Below are 19,954 nucleotides of genomic sequence, written 5' to 3'. Positions count from 1 at the left end.
TCTGTGGCCGTCTTTTGAGCAAGAGGGAGAGAGACGGTCGAATTTTTCGGGGAGTTTACTCAAGCAGCGACTCGCCAGTCATCTCGGCGGGCTTTTCGACGTCGAGGAGTTCCAGCAGCGTCGGCGCGATGTCACACAGCGACCCGCCCGAACGCACGGACCGGCCGCCGTCGTCGCCCTCGCTCGTCAGATAGACGATCGGGACATCGTTGAGCGTGTGGGCCGTATGGGGATCCTCGACCGTCCCGAGGTCGTCGGCGTTACCGTGGTCGGCGGTGATGAGGACGTCCGCACCGGCTGCCTGGACCGCGTCGATCAACCGCCCCAGCTGTTCGTCGACGGCCTCGACGGCCGCGACCGCAGCGTCGAAGTCCCCGGTGTGGCCGACCATGTCGGGGTTGGCGAAGTTGAGCACCAGCAGGTCGGGATCGTCGCTGTCTCGCGGCTGGTCGCCGCTCGACTGTTCCGGGTCGCTCTGCGACCCGCTCTCGATGAACTGGATGGCAGTGTCAGTAACGCCTGCAGCACTCATCTCGGGCTGTTCGTCGTAGGTCGGCACGTCCGGGCTCTCGACGATCTCGCGGAGTTCGCCGTCGAACTTGACCTCGCGGCCGCCGTTGAGGAAGTACGTGACGTGGGGGTACTTCTCCGATTCCGCGAGGCGCAACTGGGTGCCGCCGGCCTCGGAAACGACCTCGCCCAGCGTGTTCGCGGGCTGGTTGGGCGGGTAGGCCACGGGGAGGTCGAACGTCTCGTCGTACTGCGTCATCGTCACGTAGTGGGTCTCCGGCGGCGAGATGTCGAAGTCCCAGTCCGGGTCGATGGAATTGAGCAGCCGGGTGAGCTGGCGGGCCCGATCCGACCGGAAATTGAAGAAGATAACCGCGTCGCCGTCTTCGAGTGCCGCGCCGCCCTCGATCAGCGTCGGCTCGATGAACTCGTCGGTGGTGTCCCGCTCGTAGGACTCCTCGGTGGCCGTCACCGGGTCTGGCGCTTCGAACTCGGCCTCGCGGTGGACGATCGCGTCGTAGGCCTTCTTCGTGCGCTCCCAGTTCTGGTCGCGGTCCATCGCGTGATACCGGCCCGTCACGGTCGCGACGTCGCCGGTGCCTTCCTCGTCAATGACGCCCTGGAGTTCCCGGAGGTAGTCCGCGCCGCCCGTCGGCGAGGTGTCACGGCCGTCCATGAAGGCGTGGGTGACCGCCTCGACGTCGTTGTCGGCGGCCATCTCGATCAGCGCGTGGAGGTGGGTCTGCCGGGAGTGGACCCCGCCGTCGCTGACCAGGCCCATGAAGTGGACCTGCCCGTCGTTGTCTTTGGCGTAGTCCATCGCGGCGAGGAGGTTCTCGTTCTCGAAGAACGAACCGTCCTCGATATCGTCGGTGATGCGGGTGGTGTCCTGTTTGACGACGCGGCCGGCCCCGATGTTGAGGTGGCCGACCTCGCTGTTGCCCATCTGACCCTCCGGCAGGCCGACGCGTCGGCCCGAGGCGTCCAGTCGGTTGTGTGCGCCCGCGTCCCAGTACGCGTCGAAGTTCGGCGTGTCCGCGGCTTTGACCGCGTCACGGGCGTCCTCGTCGTCGTTGAGTCCCCAGCCGTCGAGGATGATGAGTCCTGCCTGCATACCCGGACCTTTCAGTCCGAGGGTAATACCTTTTGATATTTGCCGGTAAATCCGCCCGCCTTCATACGCCCGTCTACCGATTCCCGATTATAATTGGAGAAATACATTTGGACGGCGGTCTGCCCTGGCGGAGACCACATCTCGGAGCGGGGCCCCAGGGCCCCGACCGGGTGATACCCACGGACCTCCCGGGGCCGGTGGGCCGTGGACACCCGATCGGGAACAATCGCTTCAGTGTCACAAATGGCGGCAAACAAGAACGGATAAACGCGTGGTAGTCGTACCGAGACAGCCGAGAGGGCTTCATCAGCGTGACAGATAGACGACTACTATCGGTAGGCCAGGAGTTGCTCGACAGTGTGGGCACCGAGTACCGATATCACGTCATTTACTTCTCGTATTACTTCGCGTTGAACGGGATGGTGACGTTCAGAAACGCCTACTTCGACGAGATCGGCCTCACGGGGTCACAGATGGGGCTGATCGGGGCGCTGCTGGTCGCCGGCGGGCTGGTCGCCCAGCCGGCGTGGGGTGTCCTCGCCGACAAAACGGGCGCGACGCGGGGGATCATGCTGACTGGGGCGATCGTCTCGGGGATCAGCATTCTGCTGTTTCCGCTTGCGGCCCACACCCCCTGGGAGTTCAGTCTCATGATCGTCGCGACGTTGTTCGTCTCGAGTTTCCGCGCGCCGATCCTGCCGATCGCGAACTCGATGGTGCTCTCGAAGGGGCTGAGCTACGGCCAGATCCGGGCGGCCGGGAGCCTCGCGTTCGGCCTCGGCAGTCTCTTCATCGGGTGGGTCGCGACGTTCTTCGGGCTTTCGGTGATCTTCTACCTCTATGCGGCCGGCATGGCGTTTCTCGCCGTGCTCGTCAAGGGTCTTGAGAAGCCTCGCGCGGACATCTCACCGGATCTGAAGCGCGACGCCATCACGCTTTTGGGCAACCAGCGGTTCATCCTGCTGCTGTTCATCGCGGTGGTGATCCCCGGTGCCTTCGCCGGGGCCGACGCCTTCCTGTCGGTGTACCTCCGGGAACTCACCGGTGGAGATAGCATTACGGGCGTCGCGTGGCTGGTCAAGACGTTCACCGAGGCCGTCGTCTTCGTGTGGTTATCCCGGCACAGCTTCGACAACCGGACGTTGTTGACAGTCGGCGGCGTGGTGACAATGGCCGCGTATCTCGTGTTGGGGCTCACCCAGGCGGCACCGATCGCCGTCGGGGTCATGATCGTCTCCGGATCGGGCGTGGCCTTCTTCATCTACGCCGCGGTCAACATGGCCCACAAGTATGCGCCGGTCGCCCTCGCGGCGACCGCCCAGACCCTCCTGTCCTCGATCGGGATGGGCGTCGGACGGGCATCGAGCCAACTCGGATCAGGATGGCTGGTGGACACGGTCGGCGTCCAGTCGCTGTACCTGTTTCTGGCGGCCGCGGCCGCGATCGCGACGGTCGTCAGCCTCCGGTTTCACGTCACCCGGCTCCGGAGTGCGATCGGACGCCGGACGTGAGCGGAGGCGGGCCGTGATCGTCCGTCAGGCGTGACCCCGACCGTTTTTAGCACGTCCCGCGAAAGGCGGGGCATGACACTCGATCCGGTGCACGTCGACGGCATCGCCCGGCTGGCCGGTCGCCTCGGCGGGCGAGTTGAGGACACCGACCACGACGACCTCGCCGCGACAGCCTGGGACGAGTTTCTCGATCCCCTGTATTACGAGGATCGGGTGATCCTCGAACCGCTCGGCGAGCAACGGCGACGAGCGGCCCCGCTGCCCGACATCGCCCTGGAGGAGCGCCCCTTCGACACCCAGCACGGGCTTGACTCGGGGACGATCAACCCGACGACGTTCAAGAACGGGCTGGTGCTCGACGTCGCCCAGGCGGCGATGGCCGGCGTGCCCTCGGAGCTGGACCTCCACCGTTCGCGGACGGTCGTCGTCAGCGCCCACACCAACGACATGACGGTCGACCTCGGCGACGACGAGTGGCGGCGAAACGACGAGGGCTACACCCACGAGCGGTTGCTTCAGGTCCCGCGAGTCGACCGCTACGCCCAGACTGTCGTCCACGCGCTCGCGTTGTACCTCGCCGAAAGCCATCACGCTCGGGCCAACATCGAGGACGTCTCGGATCTCCTCATACTGGACGGGCCGATCTACCCGACCGGGCTGCTCAATTGGGCCGATCGCCATCCCGAACTCGCGGACCTGTTGGAATCCGACGAACAGCCCCGTGACGTCGTCGAGAACTACGTCAGGCTGGTCGAGACCTGCCTCGAAGCAGAGATTCCGATCGTCGGCTTCGTCAAGAACAGCGCCGCAAACGGCCTGACACGGGCACTCCGGACGAAGACGGCCGCGCCGTGGGCGGACGACAACGCCTTCTTCGAACACGTCCTCTCGCGGTACGACGGCGGTGAGCTTCGCACTGACGCGCTCACGTTCACGAACTGGTTCAGGTCGCGGATCGGGACCGACCGCGTCCTCTCGTCGGCCGGGAACGCACTCGGCGTCGACCGCCAACTCGATCCCGAGGCCTACGAGGTCACCTTTTTCGCACTGTACGATCCCCGTGACGAGTTGGTCTATCGGATCGAAGCTCCCTACGCCGTGACACGGGACGCCGACCGCCGCGAGCGGCTGACGATGCAGATCGTCGCCGACGTTGCTGCCGAACGCGGGCCACCGGTCGCCGTCGCAAAGGCCGACGAGCTCGCACGCATCGACGCCACGGCCAAGGATCAACTCCGCGAGCGGATCGGCCGGGAGTTCGACAGCGAGCGCCAGCACTCGTACAACGAAAAGCGCTGGGGAGCGGCGTACGCCAACAGCGGCGAATAGCGCTCGAACCCGTCGATCAGTCGCCGCGTGCGGGTAGTACTTGCCCGATCAGTCATCAACCGCCGGAATAATGACGGATGTGTGAAGAAAGACTAATAGTACTGCATGATAAAAGGTTATATATGACGAAAGAATGGAAGTGCACACAGTGTGGAAACATCCAGACGCTGTCGATCGTGAATCACCTTCGGGAGGGGCCGCCCGAGGAGTGTGAGGTCTGTGGGAACACGGAGTTCGAGGAGTCAGTGCTCGGGTCGGCACACTCGATGCTCGACTCCCTCACCTGAACCCGTCGCCGCCTCGGCGCGATACCGCTCGATACTGAGGCCAGCGTCTCGAACGCGGGCGAGTCACCGAGACAGCGGTAGTGTCGAGTGAAACGACCGAACGTATGTGTTTTCCCGGAGACGGTTTTGGAAAATGATTTACAATAAGGGGCTGAACTGCGAATAGCGTGGTCAGCCAGACGCTGTACATCGCGCTGGTGCTCGCTGCGAGTGGGTTCGCAGCCGCTGTCGCAGCCTGGCTGTGGGAACGCGAGCGGGATTTTTCGACGAACCTATTTCTCGGCATCGCCGTCTTCCAGGCAGTCGGTGGGGCGCTCGTCGCCGCCGAGTTGTTCGCTGACAGTCGATCGCTCTCAGTGCTCCTCTATGGGGGGCAAAACATGCTGCTGGCCTTGGTGACGCCTGCCTTTTTCCTGTTCGTCCTGGCGTCGCTGGGATACCGGCGCCACCTGACCCGACCGGTCGTGATCGTCGTGTTCGGCATCTTTGTCGTGACGGGCGTCTTAGAACTCACGAATCCCGCCCACTCCCTCATCTGGAGTGAATACACGATCGAACACTCGCCGTTTGCCTACGTGGTCGGCGAGCCGACCAACCTGTCGCTCGTCCTCATGCTCCCACAGATGGCGTTTTATTACGTGGGCATGGGATTGCTCGGCGCGAACATCCTCTTTGGGTCGGGAACGCGGCGGACACAGACCGCCGCGCTGTTCGTCGGGTTTCTCCCGCCGTTCGCTATCATCTCCGTCTGGTCGGCGGGTATCATTCCCGGACCACTGGCCGGTGCGTCCGTGATCGGTGGAACGTGGACGCTCGCGGTCGTCGCGTGGGCTGTCTTTCGTCACCAGCTGTTGGACATCGTCCCGATGGCCAGAGAGACCATTTTTGAAGGGCTCGAGGAAGTCGTCATCGTCGTCGACAGCCAGCGGCGGATCCTGGACTTCAACGGCGCTGCAAGCGAGACGTTCCCCGAACTCGCAACTGCGGAGGGGACCGCCATCGATACCGTCCTACCGGCACTCGTCGATGGTGGTTCCAAGGTGACACCGTCCCACACCGGGGACCGAAAGACCACCGGGACGAGCGACGGGACCGATGATGACGACGTTGAAAATCCGTTCGTCGAATCGTTCACGCGCCACGTCGACGGCGAACCACGGGAGTACGCGGTGAGCGTGACGCCTATCGCCGTCGGTGACGCGCCCGGTGGATTCGCCGTCGTCGTCAGGGACGTCACCGACCGCCGCCAGCGGATCCGCCACCTCAGACAGCAAACGGCCCAGCTCGAACGCTTCGCCGGGACGCTCTCCCACGACCTTCGCAACCCGCTGAGCGTCGCCCGGGGCCGGATCGATCTCGCACAGGAGACAGGCGACGAGGCACATCTGGAGACCGCCGCGGCCGCACTCGAACGGATCGACCAGCTCGTCGAAGACACGCTAGCGCTCGCCCGGAAGGGCCAGGCCATCGAGGACCGCGAGCCGATCGAACTTGCGGCGCTTGCCCGCACCGCCTGGGAGACGGTCGACACTGACGGCGCTACCCTCGAAGTCGAGCCCGCTGGCGACATCACCGTCTACGCCGACCACTCACGGCTGCGGACGGTCTTCGAGAACCTCTTCCGGAATGCAGTCGAACATGGCTCCACGAACCCTGACTCGCAACCGCGTCGGGCCGCGTTCACGGACGGAACGGGGGCGGACACACAACCCCGAAGTACCCAGCGGGAGTCCGAGAGCGATGTCGACCCGGGATCGAAATCGGGTGATCCGTTGTTGCGGGGCGGTGATAGCAACACGGACGAACCCCAATCCGAGCCGACGAGCGAACGCCTGGCCGAACGTGACTCGAACGCCGGCGACGCGTCGCTGACAGTCAGGCTCGGCCGAACCGAGCACGGCTTCTACGTCGAGGACGACGGCCCCGGCATCCCGGAGGACGATCGTGAAGACGTCCTCGAATACGGCTACACGACCGACGCGACCGGTACGGGTCTCGGACTCGCGATCGTCGACGCGATCGCGAACGCCCACGGCTGGGGTGTCGAGATCGCGGACGGCCGCGACGGCGGTGCCAGGATCGTCTTCGACGAGGTAGACATCGTCGATGACGCGGCCCAGGCCGACTGAGACGGCGATTGTGACGGTAGATCACGAGCCCCGACCAGCATCGGCGACGCACAACGGTACCCCAGTCGGGAAGCGCCCACGCGCTACAAGGAATATTATGTCTATGTATACCATGATAGTCCCCCATACGAATAAAGGAGGCTCATATCGATCAGGATCCCGCCATAGCAGGCTGTACCCCTATTATAAACCCCTTTAGTCAACTCTCCCGCCCGTTCAGTTGATGACGCGAGATTCGACGCGTCCGGACAGGGCATCACGGCGGAAATTCATCCTCTCGGCCGGCGCACTCGGCGTCGGCGCACTGGCGGGGTGTAGTGGCGGTGGGAATGAAACGACGGAACCGCAACAGGAAGCGAACGTGGACGACGACGAGCAGGAAACTGTCGATCAGGACACGTCGACGCCGACGGAGGAATCGAGTTCCCAGGACACGAGTGCACTGACAGCCGACGGGTCCTCGACGGTGTACCCGATCGCGAACGACGCGAGCCGGCTGTGGAACGGCAACCCGCCGGCCGACGACCAGGAGTACTGGGGCCCCGGCCAGTACGACATCGACACGGACATGCACCTCGCCGATTACTGGGCGAGCAAGTACGGGTACGAGCCGACCGAGACACGGGCCGTTCCGCCGTTCGGCACCCAGATCGCGCTCAGTCACTCCGGGACCGGCGTCGAAGCGGTCATCAACGAACGCGTCGACATCGGCGACGCCAGTTCGACCGCCGAGTCGATCCTCGGTGAGGACAACGACGAACTCGATAACATCGTCGATCACGTCGTCGGCGTCGACGGCCAGCCGATCGTCGTCAGCCGGGAGATCTACGACGCGGGCGTGACCCAGATCACCGGTGATCAGCTCCGGGACATCTACATGAAGGAGATCACCAACTGGAGCGAACTCGGCGGCCCGGACAAGGAGATCTACGCGGTCGGCCGCGCGGAGGACTCCGGGACCGACACCGCGTTCAGAGCGAACCTCTATGGCGATCCCGACGCGCCGATCGAGCCCGACACCCGGAAGGGCCAAAACCAGCAGGTCAAGACCCTCATCGAGCAAAACGACAACGCGATTGCCTACATCGCGCTGGCGTTCGTCGAGCCCGACGGCGTGACGCCGCCGATCGCCCTCGAACTCGAGGGGACCGTCTACGAGTACGGCAAGAACCTCGGTGCGAAGGAGTACCCGCTCAACCGCGACCTCCACATGTACACCTACGGGGGGACCTCCGAGAAGGAGGCCGCGTTCCTCAACATGATCCTCTCGGACTTCGGCCAGACCAACTTCGTCGAGCCACAGAACTACTTCAAACTCCCGGAAGCTCGCCGCGAAGAAGAACGCGCGAAGCTCCCCGACCAGGTCTAAGACGACCGTTCTCCGGGATCATGCAGGATTCGAAGTCTGAACGACGCACGTCGAGGGCACACCCATGACAGCCGAATTTCAGTCACCGGCGAGGGCTTCCGCCGTCGTCCGTTGGGCGCGCGAGCGTGGCCGCTCGCTCCGCCGGTCAGTCCAGCGACTGGGGTGGGTCGGTCGCCTGCTGGCCGTCGGCCAGCTGTCGCTGGTCGTGGCCGCCTTCGTCGGGTTTCTCGTCCAGTCGGTCTGGACACCGCTTTTCGTGGTCTCGTTTCTGCTCGTGTTCGGGCTGGGATGGACCCTCCGACAGGCACTGACGGCCAAGATCACGACGTTCCTGATGACGGTGTCCGCGCTGGTCACGCTGGGATTGATCGCCGTCTTCCTCGTCCTCGAGGCGATCCCCGCGTTCCAGACGGCCGGATTGGACCTGATTAACCCCTTCAGTGGGAACGAGTGGGCCGCAGGTCAGGGCAAGTATTCGCTCGTCCCGATGATCTGGGGGACCGTCCTCACGACGATCGTCGCGGTCGCGGTCGCCGGACCGCTCGGGATCGCGGGCGCGCTGTTCATCAGCGAGATCGCGCCCGGATGGCTCCGGGATATCGTCAAACCCGCCGTCGAGATCCTCGCGGGGATCCCGTCGATCGTCTACGGGTTCATCGGGTTCACGATCATCAACCCCTACGTCACGGGTCGCCTCTCGGTCAACCCCGGCGCGCTGTTCGCGATCGGCGTCGTCATCGGGTTCATGGCGCTGCCGACGGTCATCTCGGTCGCGGAGGACGCCCTGGCGGCCGTGCCGTCGCCGATGAAAGACGGGTCGCTCGCTGTCGGTGCCACCGACTGGCAGACGATGCAGAGCGTGACCGTCCCGGCGGCGTTCTCCGGGATATCCGCGGCCGTCCTGCTGGGGATCGGCCGCGCGATGGGCGAGACGATGGCCGCGACGGTGATGATCTCACACAGCCGTCGGCTCCCCGAACCGACGGGCTACAACGTCTTCGACAGCACGGAGACGCTGACGACGTTCATCGCCAGCAGCTACGGCCACGTCACGCCGGGCGAGACGTTCTGGAGCGCGCTGTTCGCCGCCGGCGTCGTCCTCCTGGTCATCGTCACCGGACTCGGGATCGCCTCGCAACTGGTCGAGATGCGAATGGAACGGAAACTGCAGGGCAACCAATGAGTGACGCATATTCGAGACGACTCGTCGATACAGGCTCGACGGGATACGACCGTATCGCCGCCGGAACCGTCGGGATCGCTTTTCTCCTCTTTGCCGCCGCCGTCGGCACGTTCTTCGGCTGGGTGCCGACCGGCGAGACGGGAGGCCCCGTTCCGGGACTGACGTACTTCGGCGTCGCCCTGCTCGGCCTCGGCGGCCTCGTCGTCGGGCTGGGAGTCGCCTCCCGACGTTTCGACGTCGCGACGACGCCGAGCGAGTCGCCCGGATTGATCGCCAGCACCGTCCTCGGCGTGCTCTGGCTGGCGACGGCGGGCTCGGTGGCCACCTGGGCGCTCGGGCCGCTCGGCTGGCCGCTCGGGGTGGTCGTCGGCGGCGCGGTCGGATACGCCACCCTCGCCGCGCCCGAGGACATCGGCTCGACGCTGCCCGTCGGGGCCTTCCTCCTGCTTTCGGGCGCGCTCGTCACCGCCGGCGTGCTCGGCCCCGGGTGGGCCTGGGACTCGTCGGCGTTCGGGGCGACGTTCCCCGCCGACGTCGTCGTGCCGCTGGTGGCGCTGTCGAGTAGCCTCCTCGCGGGCTGGACCGCCGGGAAAGCCTACGGCGGTTTCGGCGCACGCGGGCGACAACACGGCGCGTTCCTGCTCGTCTCGCTGGTCGTCTTCCTCGTTGTTGGCGTGCTTGCGTTCCTGCTCGTCTACGTCGCCGAGCGCGGGGTCGGGACGACGGTCGAGAACCTCACCGTCAGCGCCGGGACCCTGGTGGTCGCGCTTGCGCTCCCACTTTTCGTCGCAGTCCGGCGCGGACGCCGCGGTCTCGGCTCCGCCTCCGGGGTCACCCTCATCGCGGTGTACCTATGGCTCGCGCTCGCGGGGGCGCTGGCGCTCGCCGGTTCGGCGCTCGGGTACGCGATCGTGAGCGGCAACGGGCTCACGACGGCCACCACGACGATCCAGCCGACGGCGGCCGTCGGCGCGCTGCCGGCCGCCTTCGTCAGCGGCCTCGCGGTGCTGGCCGCCAGGCAAGCGACGCCGTGGCGGCCATCCGATCGGCGGGCACGAAGACTCAAGCGCGCCGGGGTTGTCCTCGCAATCGCGCTCGCAGCGGGCGTCACCATCGAACTCCTCGTCGGGCCGCTGGCCGTGGCCGGCGTCTCGCTGGTCGGCACGGGCGCGGTCGTGGTCTGCGCGCTGAGTAGCGCGTCCATCGCCGCGGGTCTGCCGGGACGGTTCCGGGACGGCCCCGCTCGCGCTTCGATCCCGCCGCTCGCTTCGAGTACGCAGCTGTTGCTCCTGGGAGTGCTGGCTGCGTCGCTGCACGTGCTCCTCACCGGCAACTCGATCGGGACGGAGACTGCTGGACTGGTCGCGAGCGGGACCGTCGACTGGCCGTTCGTGATGAACCCGACCCAGGGGCTCGGGATCCAGCGCGGGGTCATGCCGGCGCTGATCGGGACCGTCTGGATCGTCGTCGGCGCAGTCGCCTTCGCCGTGCCGATCGCCGTCGGCGCGGCCGTCTTCCTCACGGAATACGCCGAGGACAGCCTCTTCACCAAGGGCGTCGACGTGGCCACGAACGGCCTCTGGAGCACGCCGAGCATCGTCTTCGGGCTGTTCGGGCTGGCATTCATCGTCCCGCGATTCGGCAACAGCGGGTCGATCTTCGCCTCCCAGCTCGTGCTCGGGTTCATGTTGCTCCCGCTCGTGCTGGTCACGAGCCGGGAGGCGATGCAGAGCGTCCCCGACGAGTATCGCGACGCCAGCGCGGCGCTGGGCGTCAGCAAGTGGGCCACGGTAAGGGAGGTCGTCGTCCCCGCCTCGATGCCGGGCATCATCACTGGCGTCATCCTCGGGGTCGGCCGCATCGCCGGCGAGACTGCCCCACTGTTGCTCGTGTTGAACGGCCCGGTCGAGCCGGGGAAGGCCCCGGCGGTCCTCTCGAGTTTCGAGGTCGGCCTGACGGCCCAGCCGCCGTTCGTGTCGGTGACCAATTCCGCGTTGCTCGAATCGGCGAGTGCGCTTCCATACCAGCTGTACGCGATCATCACCGCCGGCGTGTCGGGGAACATGGCGTTCGGCTGGGCGACGGCGTTCGTGTTACTCGGCGTCGTCCTGTCGTTTTTCGCCGTGGCCGTCGCCTCGCGGCGGTACTTCCGGAGGAAACTACACCATGACTGAGACGACGATGGCGTCAGAAGGCAGCACAGGCACGGAAATCGAGACAACGTCCGGCGAGAGCACGGAGCGGACGCGCGAGGCGTGGACCGACTACGAGTTCGGGAGCGAGGCGGTCCTGTCAGTCGAGGACCTGAACGTCTACTACGGCGACGAGCGGGCGATCAAGGACGTCTCGATGGACATCCCCGAAGAGAGCGTCACGGCGCTGATCGGCCCCTCAGGGTGTGGGAAGTCGACGTTCCTGCGCTCGCTCAACCGGATGAACGACCGGATAAAGAGCGCCCGGGTCGAAGGGACCGTCGAGTTCGACGGCAGTGACATCTATCAGGAGGGCGTCGATCTGGTCGAGCTCCGCAAGCGGATCGGGATGGTGTTTCAGTCCCCGAACCCGTTCCCCAAGTCGATCCGGGAGAACGTCGCGTACGGCCCCCGAAAGCACGGGGACATCAACCGCGGGCTTGCGGCCCGGCTGCTCGGGCGCGACGAGAAGGACGCCGAGGACGAACTCGTCGAGCGAACACTGCGGCAGGCAGCCCTGTGGGACGAGGTGAAAGACCGGCTGGCGGACAACGCCCTCGGGCTGTCCGGTGGCCAACAACAGCGCCTCTGTATCGCACGGTGTCTCGCGGTCGATCCGGAGGTCATCCTGATGGACGAGCCCGCGAGCGCCTTGGACCCGATCGCGACCGCCAAGATCGAGGACCTCATCGAGGAACTGGCCGAGGACTACACGGTCGTCGTCGTCACCCACAACATGCAACAGGCCGCCCGGATATCCGACCAGACGGCCGTCTTCCTCACCGGTGGCGAACTCGTCGAGTACGACGACACCGAGAAGATCTTCGAGAACCCCGAGAGTCAGCGCGTCGAGGACTACGTCACCGGCAAGTTCGGGTGATCCGATGGCACGAGAGGAGTTCCGTCACGCACTGGCCGACCTCCGGACGGCCGTCGTCGAGATGGGCGAACTCGTCCTCGAACGCCTGAAAGCCGCCCTCTCGGCACTGGCTGAGGGCGACGACGACCGTGCCGAGGCGGTCATCGAGGGTGACGAGACGGTCAACCGGCGATACCTCGACATCGAGGCCGACTGTATCGACCTCTTCGCGCTGGAACAGCCGGTCGCTGGCGACCTCCGGCTGGTCGCGGCTAGCTTCAAGATCTCGACCGACCTCGAACGCGTCGGCGATCTGGCGACCAACCTCGCCCGGTACGCGCTGTCGAGTCGCCCGGACCCGTTCCCGGAACTCGACATCTCCGGGATCGGTCGGGCGGCGGCCGACATGCTCGAAGACGCCCTGGCGGCCTACGAGACCGAGGACGCGGCGGCCTGCCGAACGGTCGCCGGGCGAGACGACGACCTGGATGCGATGTGTCAACGTGCGAGCGAACGGGTAGCCCGGGACTTGCTGGAACGCGATCCGGAGATCGACGCCTGGGCGCTCGAACGATTGATCGACGACGTCGCGAGCGTGCTGTTGACGATCCGCGACATCGAACGGGTCGGCGATCACGCCGTCAACATCGCCGCCAGGACGCTGTACGCCCTCGAGGGCGAGCCGGAGTTGATCTACTGATGAAACCCGCTCTGGAGGTGAGCGACTGATGGAGACACGCAAGATCCAGAAGGTCGGCGGCTCGACGTTCACGGTCTCGGTCCCCAAAGAGTGGGCCAAGCGGGAGGGTCTCGAGACGGGCGAGGCTGTCCGGCTGTACACCCACCGCGACGGCTCGCTGATCGTTCGCGGGCGACAGACGGACGGAGACGGGCTGGAGTCGGTCTCGCTACCGATCACGGAGTCAAGCGTCGACGCCGTCGAGCGACCGATCCAGGGAGCCTACGAGACCGGGTTCGAGCGGATCTCGTTGCATGCCGATGACGGTTTCACCGACGAGCAACGCCGGGCCGCTCGCACCATCGCACGACGCCTCGTTGGCACTGAGGTCCTTGCGGCCGATGCGGACGAGATCGTGGTCCGGGCGATGCTCGATGCCTCCGCGGTGTCGGTTCGCCAATCGATAGAGCAGACAGTGTCGGTCGTCACGACGATGCAGGAAACAGTCCGCGAGTCACTGACCGGCGAGACGGAGACGTCCGGACGGGTCGGTGATCGAATGGCGGACGTGACGCGGCTGGTCGCGTTGATCCGTCGCCACTACAATCGGTCACTCGTCGCGTTCGGCGAACTCGACGCACTCGGGATCGATCGGGTGGCGCTGTCCCAGTATCACCGGACTGCGGACCGACTCGAACGGATCGCGACGGGGATCATCCGGCTAGATCGTGCGATCGAGGCGGTTGAACCCGAAGCCGAACAGGCCCGGACGGTGGCCGAGCTATTGATAGCCCGCAGAGACGCGCTCGAAGCGGCGACGAAACGCGTTGTCGAAGGTGACGCCACAGCGGGACAGGCTGTCGAGTTGTCGCCGATCGAAACCGGGACGGAGATTGCATCCAACTCAGGCCATGACGACGGCGTCGATCCCTCCCTGGCCCGGCTGGTCGATCAGCTGGAGCAAATCGATGCGGCCATCCGGGCGATCGAACGGATCGGACTCCAGTCCACGATCCATCCTCGCCACCAGCAATGACAGCCGCTCGGTCGTGGCCGGTGGGGTAGCGGGCCGGCGGGAATAGCCGTCGGGATCGCTACTGAGGGCTATGTAGCACTCTTATATACGCCTTTGAGGGTGGGCCCGAATAGATGGGTAGAGAGAACACATGGTACGTGATGGCACAGCTCATAGCCGACTCGACGAGCGACTCATCGAACGCTGCGAGGACATCCCCCAGGACCCGGAACCGGGCGCGTACGTCGTCATCGACACGATGCACTTCTCGAACACCGTGATCGAACTGCTGGCACGGGGGGCAGCACACGTCCACGTCCCCGAGGAGCGCGGCGAGGAGTTCGACTACCGGGCCGCCCACCCCGACGCGCTCATCGGCGGCGGGCGCACGGCCGAGTACGACCCCGAAGACGGCTATGACTTCTTCAACTCGCCGAGTTACGTCGAGGACATCGACGTCGAGGGTCGGCCGGTGAGCATGACCTCGACCAACGGCGGCCGGACCGTGGCGACGCTGCGCGAGCGTGGGGGCGAGGACGTCGACGTGTTCATGGGCGCGCCGCTGAACGCGCGAGCGATCGGCCGGTTCCTCCGCCGAACGGACCACCCCGTCCATCTCGTGTGCGCGGGCTATCAGGGCGAGATCGCGATCGAGGATCACGTCGGCGCGGCCCTCATCAGTCGGTACCTCGATGGCATGCCGCCCGCCGAAACCGAGATCCAGCTCTTCAGCGAGCAACTGGAGACGGCGAAAGGACCCGACTACGTCAGGAAGAACGCGATCCGCCGCCGGGACGTCCGTGAGTACGCGATGAACGTCAACGGCCGACAGGAGATCCCCCAGCTATCGGGTGACTCACTGGTCCGGACACGCGCCACCCCCCGATCGGCTTCCGGGGAGCGAGGACTGGCAGACTAAGCGAAGTGCGACCCGAGAGACTTACCGCTCGCCGGTCGAAGACATCTCCGAGAAACCCCGTCTATATCTCCACCTTGTGACCAGAGACACTTAAAGAAGCGCGGCCAGGGTCGACCGAGTTACCCCACAACACTAGAGCGATCCGGATCCGTCAGTCGGCGGATCGATCGCGTTCGCGGCCCCAAGCACCGGCTCGTGGGCCTGGCCGTTCGAGGCGACGAGTCCGCGGCAGTCGTGTCGCCAGGGCTCGCCGTCGAGGTCGGTGACCGTCCCGCCGGCCTGCTCGACGAGATACGTGCCGGCGACGGTATCCCAGGGGTTGGTCTCGACGTTCGTGATCACACCCTCGATCGACCCGGCAGCCAGCAGGGCGAGGGCAACCTGGACGGACTTCAACCGGAGCAAGTCGCCAAACCGGGTGACGATGGCTTCGGCCGCCCGGGCGTACTCCTCGCGGCGGTCCCGGGGCCACCAGATCGTCGGGACGACGGTGAACCGATCCGTGTCGGCGGTGTCGTTCACCCCGATGGGCCGGCCGTTGCGCGTCACGCCACCCGGCCCACCGACGTAGATATCACCCAACGCCGGGAGGGCGGTCGCCGCCGCGACGGGATCGCCGTCCCGGACCGACGCGACGCTGGTTGCCCACTGGCGGATCCCCCGGACGTAGTTGTTGGTGCCGTCGATCGGATCGGCGATCCAGGCCGGCCCCCGTTCGGGGACGGTCTCGATCGCGTCGGCCTCCTCGCCGACGAACGGTTCCTGGGGGAAGCGCTCGCCGATGACGGCCGCGATCCGGGCCTGGGCCTCGCGATCGGCCCGCGTCACCAGGTCGGTCTTGCCCGCCTTGGTTTCGACGTCGAGATCCCGCCTGAACCCGGCCATGGCGACGGCCCCGCCGGCCCTGGCCGCCTCGCGGGCGACGGCGACTCGATCCGAGCGCGGGATCGAACTCCCGTATCGCGTTCCGTGTCGATCGGAAGTCGCGTCGTCCGGACCGCCCGCCTTGTCGGTCACGGCCGTTCACCCCCGGGATCGTCGTGCTCGGGACGGTGCCGGAGACACCGACTCGTTCGCTCGGTGTCATCAACGACATGTGCGGCCGGCGACTCGCGATCACAGACCGAACCGAAGGCGTCGTCGAGTACCGCGAGCGCCTCGCCCGGGGCCGTGCTCGCGGTCGCTGTCGCCTGATCGATCACGTCGCGAGCAGCCGACGACAGCGTGACGTCCGCGAACAGTTCCTCGACGATCGCCTCGACCGAACGGCCACCGGTGTCGAGTCCGAGCCGTCGCTTGAGGCGGGCGGACAGGCCAGTCTCGGCCCGGGCGCGCTCCCGTAACACGTCCCGGAACGTCTCGATCGCGCCGAGCGCGTCGGCCGAGAGGGCGGCGTGATCGGGGGGCGGGATCTTCGCCGGGCATCGGGTCGCGAACGGACACCCCTCGGGCGGGTACCGCGGGTTCGGCGGCGTCCCACGGAGCGTGATCCGATCGAGGTCCTCGGGGGCCGGACTCGAAGAGCCCGGAATCGCCGACAGGAGCGACCGAGTATAGGGATTGGCCGGGTCCGCGAAGACGCGCTCCGTCGGCCCGACTTCGAGGACGTTCCCGAGGTACATCACGGCGACCCGGTCGGCGATGTGCCGGACGAGCGAGAGGTCGTGGGCGATGAAGAGGGAGGTCAGTCCGAGTTCGGCCTGGAGTTCCTCGAGGAGGTTGATGACCCGCGCCTGGACAGAGACGTCGAGCGCCGAGACGGGTTCGTCGAGGATCAGAAACTCGGGTTCGAGGGCGAGTGCGCGGGCGATCGCCACGCGCTGGCGCTGGCCGCCCGAGAACTGGTGGGGGTAGCGATAGAAGTGCTCCTCACGAAGCCCGACCTGATCGAGCAGCGTGAAGACGCGGTCCTCGCGTTCGGCGGGGGTTCCCCAGTCGTGAGCCTCCAGTGGCTCGGCGACAATCTCGCCGACCGTCAGGCGATCGTTGAGGCTCTCCTGGGGATCCTGGAACACCATGCCGACACGACGCTGCCACGCCCGGAGGTCGCTCCCCGAGAGCGCGGTCACGTCGGTCCCGTCGACGACGACGGAGCCGGCAGTCGCGGCCTCCAGGCCGACGAGCGTCCGGCCGAGCGTGGTCTTCCCACACCCGCTCTCGCCGACCAGGCCGAGGGTCTCGCCGCACTGGATCGACAGCGAGACGCCGTCGACCGCCCGGACCGGCGGGTCGGCACCGAACAGCGACCCGTCCGTGTAGTGGGTCTGTAGATCGCGGATGTCGAGAAACGTGTCGCGATCGTCGTCCGTCGAGGCGGACATCGAGCTGCCGTCGGGGACTGAGGCGGTCATTCGTCGTCACCCCCAGTCTGGTCGCCGTCGTCGCCGGCAAATATGCACGCGGCGGCGTGGTCGACGGCAGCCGATACCTCGACGGGGTCGGGGGCAGCCGTCCGGCACGCCTCGACGGCCATCGGACAGCGGGGCGCGAACCGGCAGGCGTCAGCGGGACCGTTCGGCGTGGGGACCTCGCCCTCGATCGCCGGCAGGCGCTGATCTGGCGGCGTCCGTCCGGGAATGCTCTCCAGCAAGGCTTCGGTGTAGGGGTGTTCCGGCTCGGCAAAGAGGCGCTGCGTGGGCGCGCGTTCGACGATTTCGCCGGCGTAGATCACGTTCACCCGGTCGGCGGTCTCCTCGATGACGCCCATGTCGTGGGTGATAAAGAGGATCGCGAGGTCTTCCTCACGCTGGAGGTCGGCCAGCAGGTCGAGGATCTGAGCCTGGATCGTCACGTCCAGAGCGGTCGTCGGTTCGTCACAGACCAGCAGGTCAGGATCACACGCCAGCGCGATCGCGATGACCGCCCGCTGGGCCATCCCGCCGGAGAACTGGTGGGGGTACTCCCCGAGTCGGCGCGGGGCGTCGGGAATCCCGACAGCTTCGAGGAGTTCGATCGCGTGCTCGGTTGCAGCCTTCCCGCTCAGCCCCTGGTGGATCGAGAGAGCCTCCCGAAGCTGGTTGCCGACGGTATAAACCGGATTGAGCGCATTGGCGGGATCCTGGAAGACGATCGCGATATCGCCGCGGTGGGCCTCGAAGCCAGCTTCGACCAGATTCTCGCCCTTGAAACGGATTGCCCCCTCCTCGATGACGCCCGGCTCGTCGACGAGACCGAGGATCGACCGTGCCGTGACGGATTTCCCCGACCCGGATTCGCCGACGAGACCGACCGTCTCGCCGGCATGGACGTCAAAGGAGATCCCGTCGACGGCGTGGATGGTCTCGCGTTCGGTGTGAAAGACTGTCCGAAGGTCCGAAACGGACAGCAGCGGCTCCCCGTCGCGATCTCCGGGGTGCGCCCCGATCTCGGTCCGGTCGGGGGCGTCGGCGCGGCTCATGCGCCACCACCCCGGCCGGCCGCCGAGCCGATCGCGCTGTCGGACTGGGGATCGATCGCGTCCCGGACGCCGTCGCCGAGCGCGTTGAACCCGGTGACGACGAGCGTAATGAGCACGCCCGGGATGAGCGAGATGTGCCAGGAGCCGGTGGTGACGTAGTCCTGGCCGAGCTTGATCGCCCGGCCCCACTCGGGGGTCGGCGGCGCGACGCCGAGGCCGAGATACGAGAGGCCGGCGATCGAGATGATCGCCCCGCCAAGGGTCATCGAGGCGTAGATCAGGACGTACCCGGTCACGTACGGCAGCATGTGTTTGCGCATGATCGTCCGTGGCCGCTGGCCGAAGCTCCGGGCGGCGTCGATCCAGGCGCGTTCGGCGATCTGCAGGGCGGGGCCACGGATCGACCGCCACATGTACGTCCATCCGGTAAAGGCGAAGATGAGCGCGAGCACGAACCCGCCGCTGTAAACGTCACCGATCCACGTGTCGCCCAGAACAGTCGTGAGCATGATGATGAGCAGGAGTTGTGGCATCGCCATCACGCCGTCCGAAACCAGGACCGTGCCGAGGTCAACCCGACCCTTGTAGTAGGCGGCGATCAGGGCCAGCGAGACCGCAAGCAGGGCACTCAACCCGACCGAGAGGACGCCGATGACCAGCGATATCCGTGACCCGACGGCGATGAACGTAAACAGATCACGGCCGTTGGGCATCGTCCCGAAGGGATGGAATCGGCCGTAGTCGTCGTAGGTCAGTGGCATCACCCGCGAACTGTCGCCGGTCGACTGGGAATCGAGGTTGGCCTCGCCGACCAGGATCGACTCGACGGAGCCGGTTTCCTCGTTCCAGTAGTCGATCTCGTAGGAGTAGGAGTTGCGCATGTTCTGTTCGACGGTGGTGGGGCCGAGCGTCGGCGCGAAGATCGCCATCACGACGAACATGAACACGATCAGCGCGCCGAACAGCCCCCACCGGTGTGATCGAAAGCGATCGATAACGTCGTCGCGGGGCGTCCAGTCGGCGGCTCTGATCTCCCGGCGGTAGTAGCGATACCCGACGGCGGCCCAGGCGACCCACGCGAACGCATAGGCGTAGACGAGTACCGTCCGGATCGCCCAGGAGACGCCGGGCGACAGCCCGAAGAAGGTGCCGACCCACTGCTGTCCGTTCCAGTGGCCGGCATTGGGAACGACGTCCCGCGAGAGCACGGTCGGGATCGCGTTCGTCTGCTGTTGAGCGGCGTCGAAGACTGCGGTGACGCTCGATAGCAGCGATCCGTCGCTGCCGGCCGTCGGGAGTGCCCCGACGAAATCGGCGAGCAGGCCGGTCAGGAAGTTCGCGACTGCGCCCGCCTCCAGCGCGAAGAGGACGACGCCGACAAGCAGCCACGCGGACAGCACGGCATCGGACCCGGTTGTTTCGAACAATCGCCGATCCTCGACGGGAGTTGCGTCGGACACG

At 66.3% G+C, this 19,954-nt stretch carries 15 protein-coding genes and 1 pseudogene; 11 read left to right on the top strand and 5 right to left on the bottom strand.

Translation table 11 applies throughout. The features are described from left to right. Positions 1–55: 55 nt before the first annotated feature. Positions 56–1,624, bottom strand: a complete 1,569-nt coding sequence (gene gpmI / locus SVXhr_RS00165; protein WP_275738370.1) for a 2,3-bisphosphoglycerate-independent phosphoglycerate mutase — start codon at positions 1,622–1,624, stop codon at positions 56–58. A gap of 311 nt (positions 1,625–1,935) precedes the next feature. Between gpmI and SVXhr_RS00160 the strand changes: the two genes are divergently transcribed. The 11 genes and pseudogenes from SVXhr_RS00160 to SVXhr_RS00110 all read left to right on the top strand — a co-directional run bounded on the left by SVXhr_RS00160 (position 1,936) and on the right by SVXhr_RS00110 (position 15,096). Continuing rightward, a complete protein-coding gene (locus SVXhr_RS00160) occupies positions 1,936–3,135 on the top strand; it encodes an MFS transporter (protein WP_275738368.1) in 1,200 nt (399 codons plus the stop codon). A gap of 72 nt (positions 3,136–3,207) precedes the next feature. Beyond that, positions 3,208–4,464 carry a DNA double-strand break repair nuclease NurA gene (locus SVXhr_RS00155; protein WP_275738366.1) on the top strand — a complete coding sequence of 419 codons (1,257 nt, stop codon included), beginning with the start codon at positions 3,208–3,210 and terminating at the stop codon, positions 4,462–4,464. 122 nt (positions 4,465–4,586) lie between these two features. Beyond that, entirely contained in the window at positions 4,587–4,751 is a 165-nt protein-coding gene (locus SVXhr_RS00150; protein WP_275738364.1) for a hypothetical protein, read from the top strand. A gap of 167 nt (positions 4,752–4,918) precedes the next feature. Beyond that, entirely contained in the window at positions 4,919–6,880 is a 1,962-nt protein-coding gene (locus tag SVXhr_RS00145; RefSeq protein ID WP_275738362.1) for a histidine kinase N-terminal 7TM domain-containing protein, read from the top strand. Positions 6,881–7,103: 223 nt separating this feature from the next. Beyond that, positions 7,104–8,249, top strand: coding sequence for a substrate-binding domain-containing protein (locus SVXhr_RS00140; protein ID WP_275738361.1), 1,146 nt, complete (start codon positions 7,104–7,106; stop codon positions 8,247–8,249). A gap of 64 nt (positions 8,250–8,313) precedes the next feature. Further along, a complete protein-coding gene (pstC, locus tag SVXhr_RS00135) occupies positions 8,314–9,432 on the top strand; it encodes a phosphate ABC transporter permease subunit PstC (protein WP_275738359.1) in 1,119 nt (372 codons plus the stop codon). Between the two features lie 1,385 nt (positions 9,433–10,817). Beyond that, positions 10,818–11,606, top strand: a pseudogene (gene pstA / locus SVXhr_RS14615) (phosphate ABC transporter permease PstA); the annotation flags it as partial. Beyond that, complete coding sequence (gene pstB, locus SVXhr_RS00125) at positions 11,599–12,504, top strand: phosphate ABC transporter ATP-binding protein PstB (RefSeq protein ID WP_275738354.1); 906 nt, start codon at positions 11,599–11,601, stop codon at positions 12,502–12,504. The pseudogene pstA and the gene pstB, both read left to right, overlap by 8 nt. 4 nt (positions 12,505–12,508) lie before the next feature. After that, positions 12,509–13,183, top strand: coding sequence for a phosphate signaling complex protein PhoU (phoU, locus tag SVXhr_RS00120; RefSeq protein ID WP_275738352.1), 675 nt, complete (start codon positions 12,509–12,511; stop codon positions 13,181–13,183). A 28-nt stretch (positions 13,184–13,211) separates the two neighbouring features. Beyond that, positions 13,212–14,198 carry an AbrB/MazE/SpoVT family DNA-binding domain-containing protein gene (locus tag SVXhr_RS00115; RefSeq protein ID WP_275738350.1) on the top strand — a complete coding sequence of 329 codons (987 nt, stop codon included), beginning with the start codon at positions 13,212–13,214 and terminating at the stop codon, positions 14,196–14,198. A 130-nt stretch (positions 14,199–14,328) separates the two neighbouring features. Then, on the top strand, positions 14,329–15,096 hold the full coding sequence (locus tag SVXhr_RS00110; protein WP_275738348.1) for a 2-phosphosulfolactate phosphatase: 768 nt from the start codon (positions 14,329–14,331) through the stop codon (positions 15,094–15,096). 132 nt (positions 15,097–15,228) lie between these two features. Here SVXhr_RS00110 and SVXhr_RS00105 read toward each other — a convergent pair whose 3' ends face one another. The 4 genes from SVXhr_RS00105 to SVXhr_RS00090 form a co-directional block, all read right to left on the bottom strand. Next, entirely contained in the window at positions 15,229–16,044 is an 816-nt protein-coding gene (locus SVXhr_RS00105) for an inositol monophosphatase (protein WP_345799518.1), read from the bottom strand. A gap of 65 nt (positions 16,045–16,109) precedes the next feature. After that, positions 16,110–17,447 carry an ABC transporter ATP-binding protein gene (locus SVXhr_RS00100; protein ID WP_275738345.1) on the bottom strand — a complete coding sequence of 446 codons (1,338 nt, stop codon included), beginning with the start codon at positions 17,445–17,447 and terminating at the stop codon, positions 16,110–16,112. Continuing rightward, entirely contained in the window at positions 17,444–18,493 is a 1,050-nt protein-coding gene (locus tag SVXhr_RS00095; protein WP_275738343.1) for an ABC transporter ATP-binding protein, read from the bottom strand. Before SVXhr_RS00095 ends, SVXhr_RS00100 begins: the two co-directional genes overlap by 4 nt. Beyond that, a complete protein-coding gene (locus SVXhr_RS00090; RefSeq protein WP_275738341.1) occupies positions 18,490–19,953 on the bottom strand; it encodes an ABC transporter permease in 1,464 nt (487 codons plus the stop codon). The genes SVXhr_RS00095 and SVXhr_RS00090 overlap by 4 nt, the downstream gene beginning before the upstream one ends. Position 19,954 lies beyond the last annotated feature (1 nt).

It is taken from the genome of Halorhabdus sp. SVX81, from assembly GCF_029207715.1.
Taxonomy (GTDB): Archaea; Halobacteriota; Halobacteria; order Halobacteriales; family Haloarculaceae; genus Halorhabdus.
The sequence above is the reverse complement of the archived record's forward strand: the minus strand, read 5'-3'. Positions and strand labels throughout refer to the sequence as shown.

Excerpts from the sequence above, each read along its gene's own strand:
- gpmI (WP_275738370.1), bottom strand. The coding sequence starts at position 1,624 with ATGCAGGCAGGACTCATCATCCTCGACGGCTGGGGACTCAACGACGAC.
- SVXhr_RS00155 (WP_275738366.1), top strand. The coding sequence starts at position 3,208 with ATGACACTCGATCCGGTGCACGTCGACGGCATCGCCCGGCTGGCCGGT.
- SVXhr_RS00150 (WP_275738364.1), top strand. The coding sequence starts at position 4,587 with ATGACGAAAGAATGGAAGTGCACACAGTGTGGAAACATCCAGACGCTG.
- SVXhr_RS00140 (WP_275738361.1), top strand. The coding sequence starts at position 7,104 with ATGACGCGAGATTCGACGCGTCCGGACAGGGCATCACGGCGGAAATTC.
- pstC (WP_275738359.1), top strand. The coding sequence starts at position 8,314 with ATGACAGCCGAATTTCAGTCACCGGCGAGGGCTTCCGCCGTCGTCCGT.
- pstB (WP_275738354.1), top strand. The coding sequence starts at position 11,599 with ATGACTGAGACGACGATGGCGTCAGAAGGCAGCACAGGCACGGAAATC.
- phoU (WP_275738352.1), top strand. The coding sequence starts at position 12,509 with ATGGCACGAGAGGAGTTCCGTCACGCACTGGCCGACCTCCGGACGGCC.
- SVXhr_RS00115 (WP_275738350.1), top strand. The coding sequence starts at position 13,212 with ATGGAGACACGCAAGATCCAGAAGGTCGGCGGCTCGACGTTCACGGTC.
- SVXhr_RS00110 (WP_275738348.1), top strand. The coding sequence starts at position 14,329 with ATGGTACGTGATGGCACAGCTCATAGCCGACTCGACGAGCGACTCATC.
- SVXhr_RS00100 (WP_275738345.1), bottom strand. The coding sequence starts at position 17,447 with ATGACCGCCTCAGTCCCCGACGGCAGCTCGATGTCCGCCTCGACGGAC.
- SVXhr_RS00095 (WP_275738343.1), bottom strand. The coding sequence starts at position 18,493 with ATGAGCCGCGCCGACGCCCCCGACCGGACCGAGATCGGGGCGCACCCC.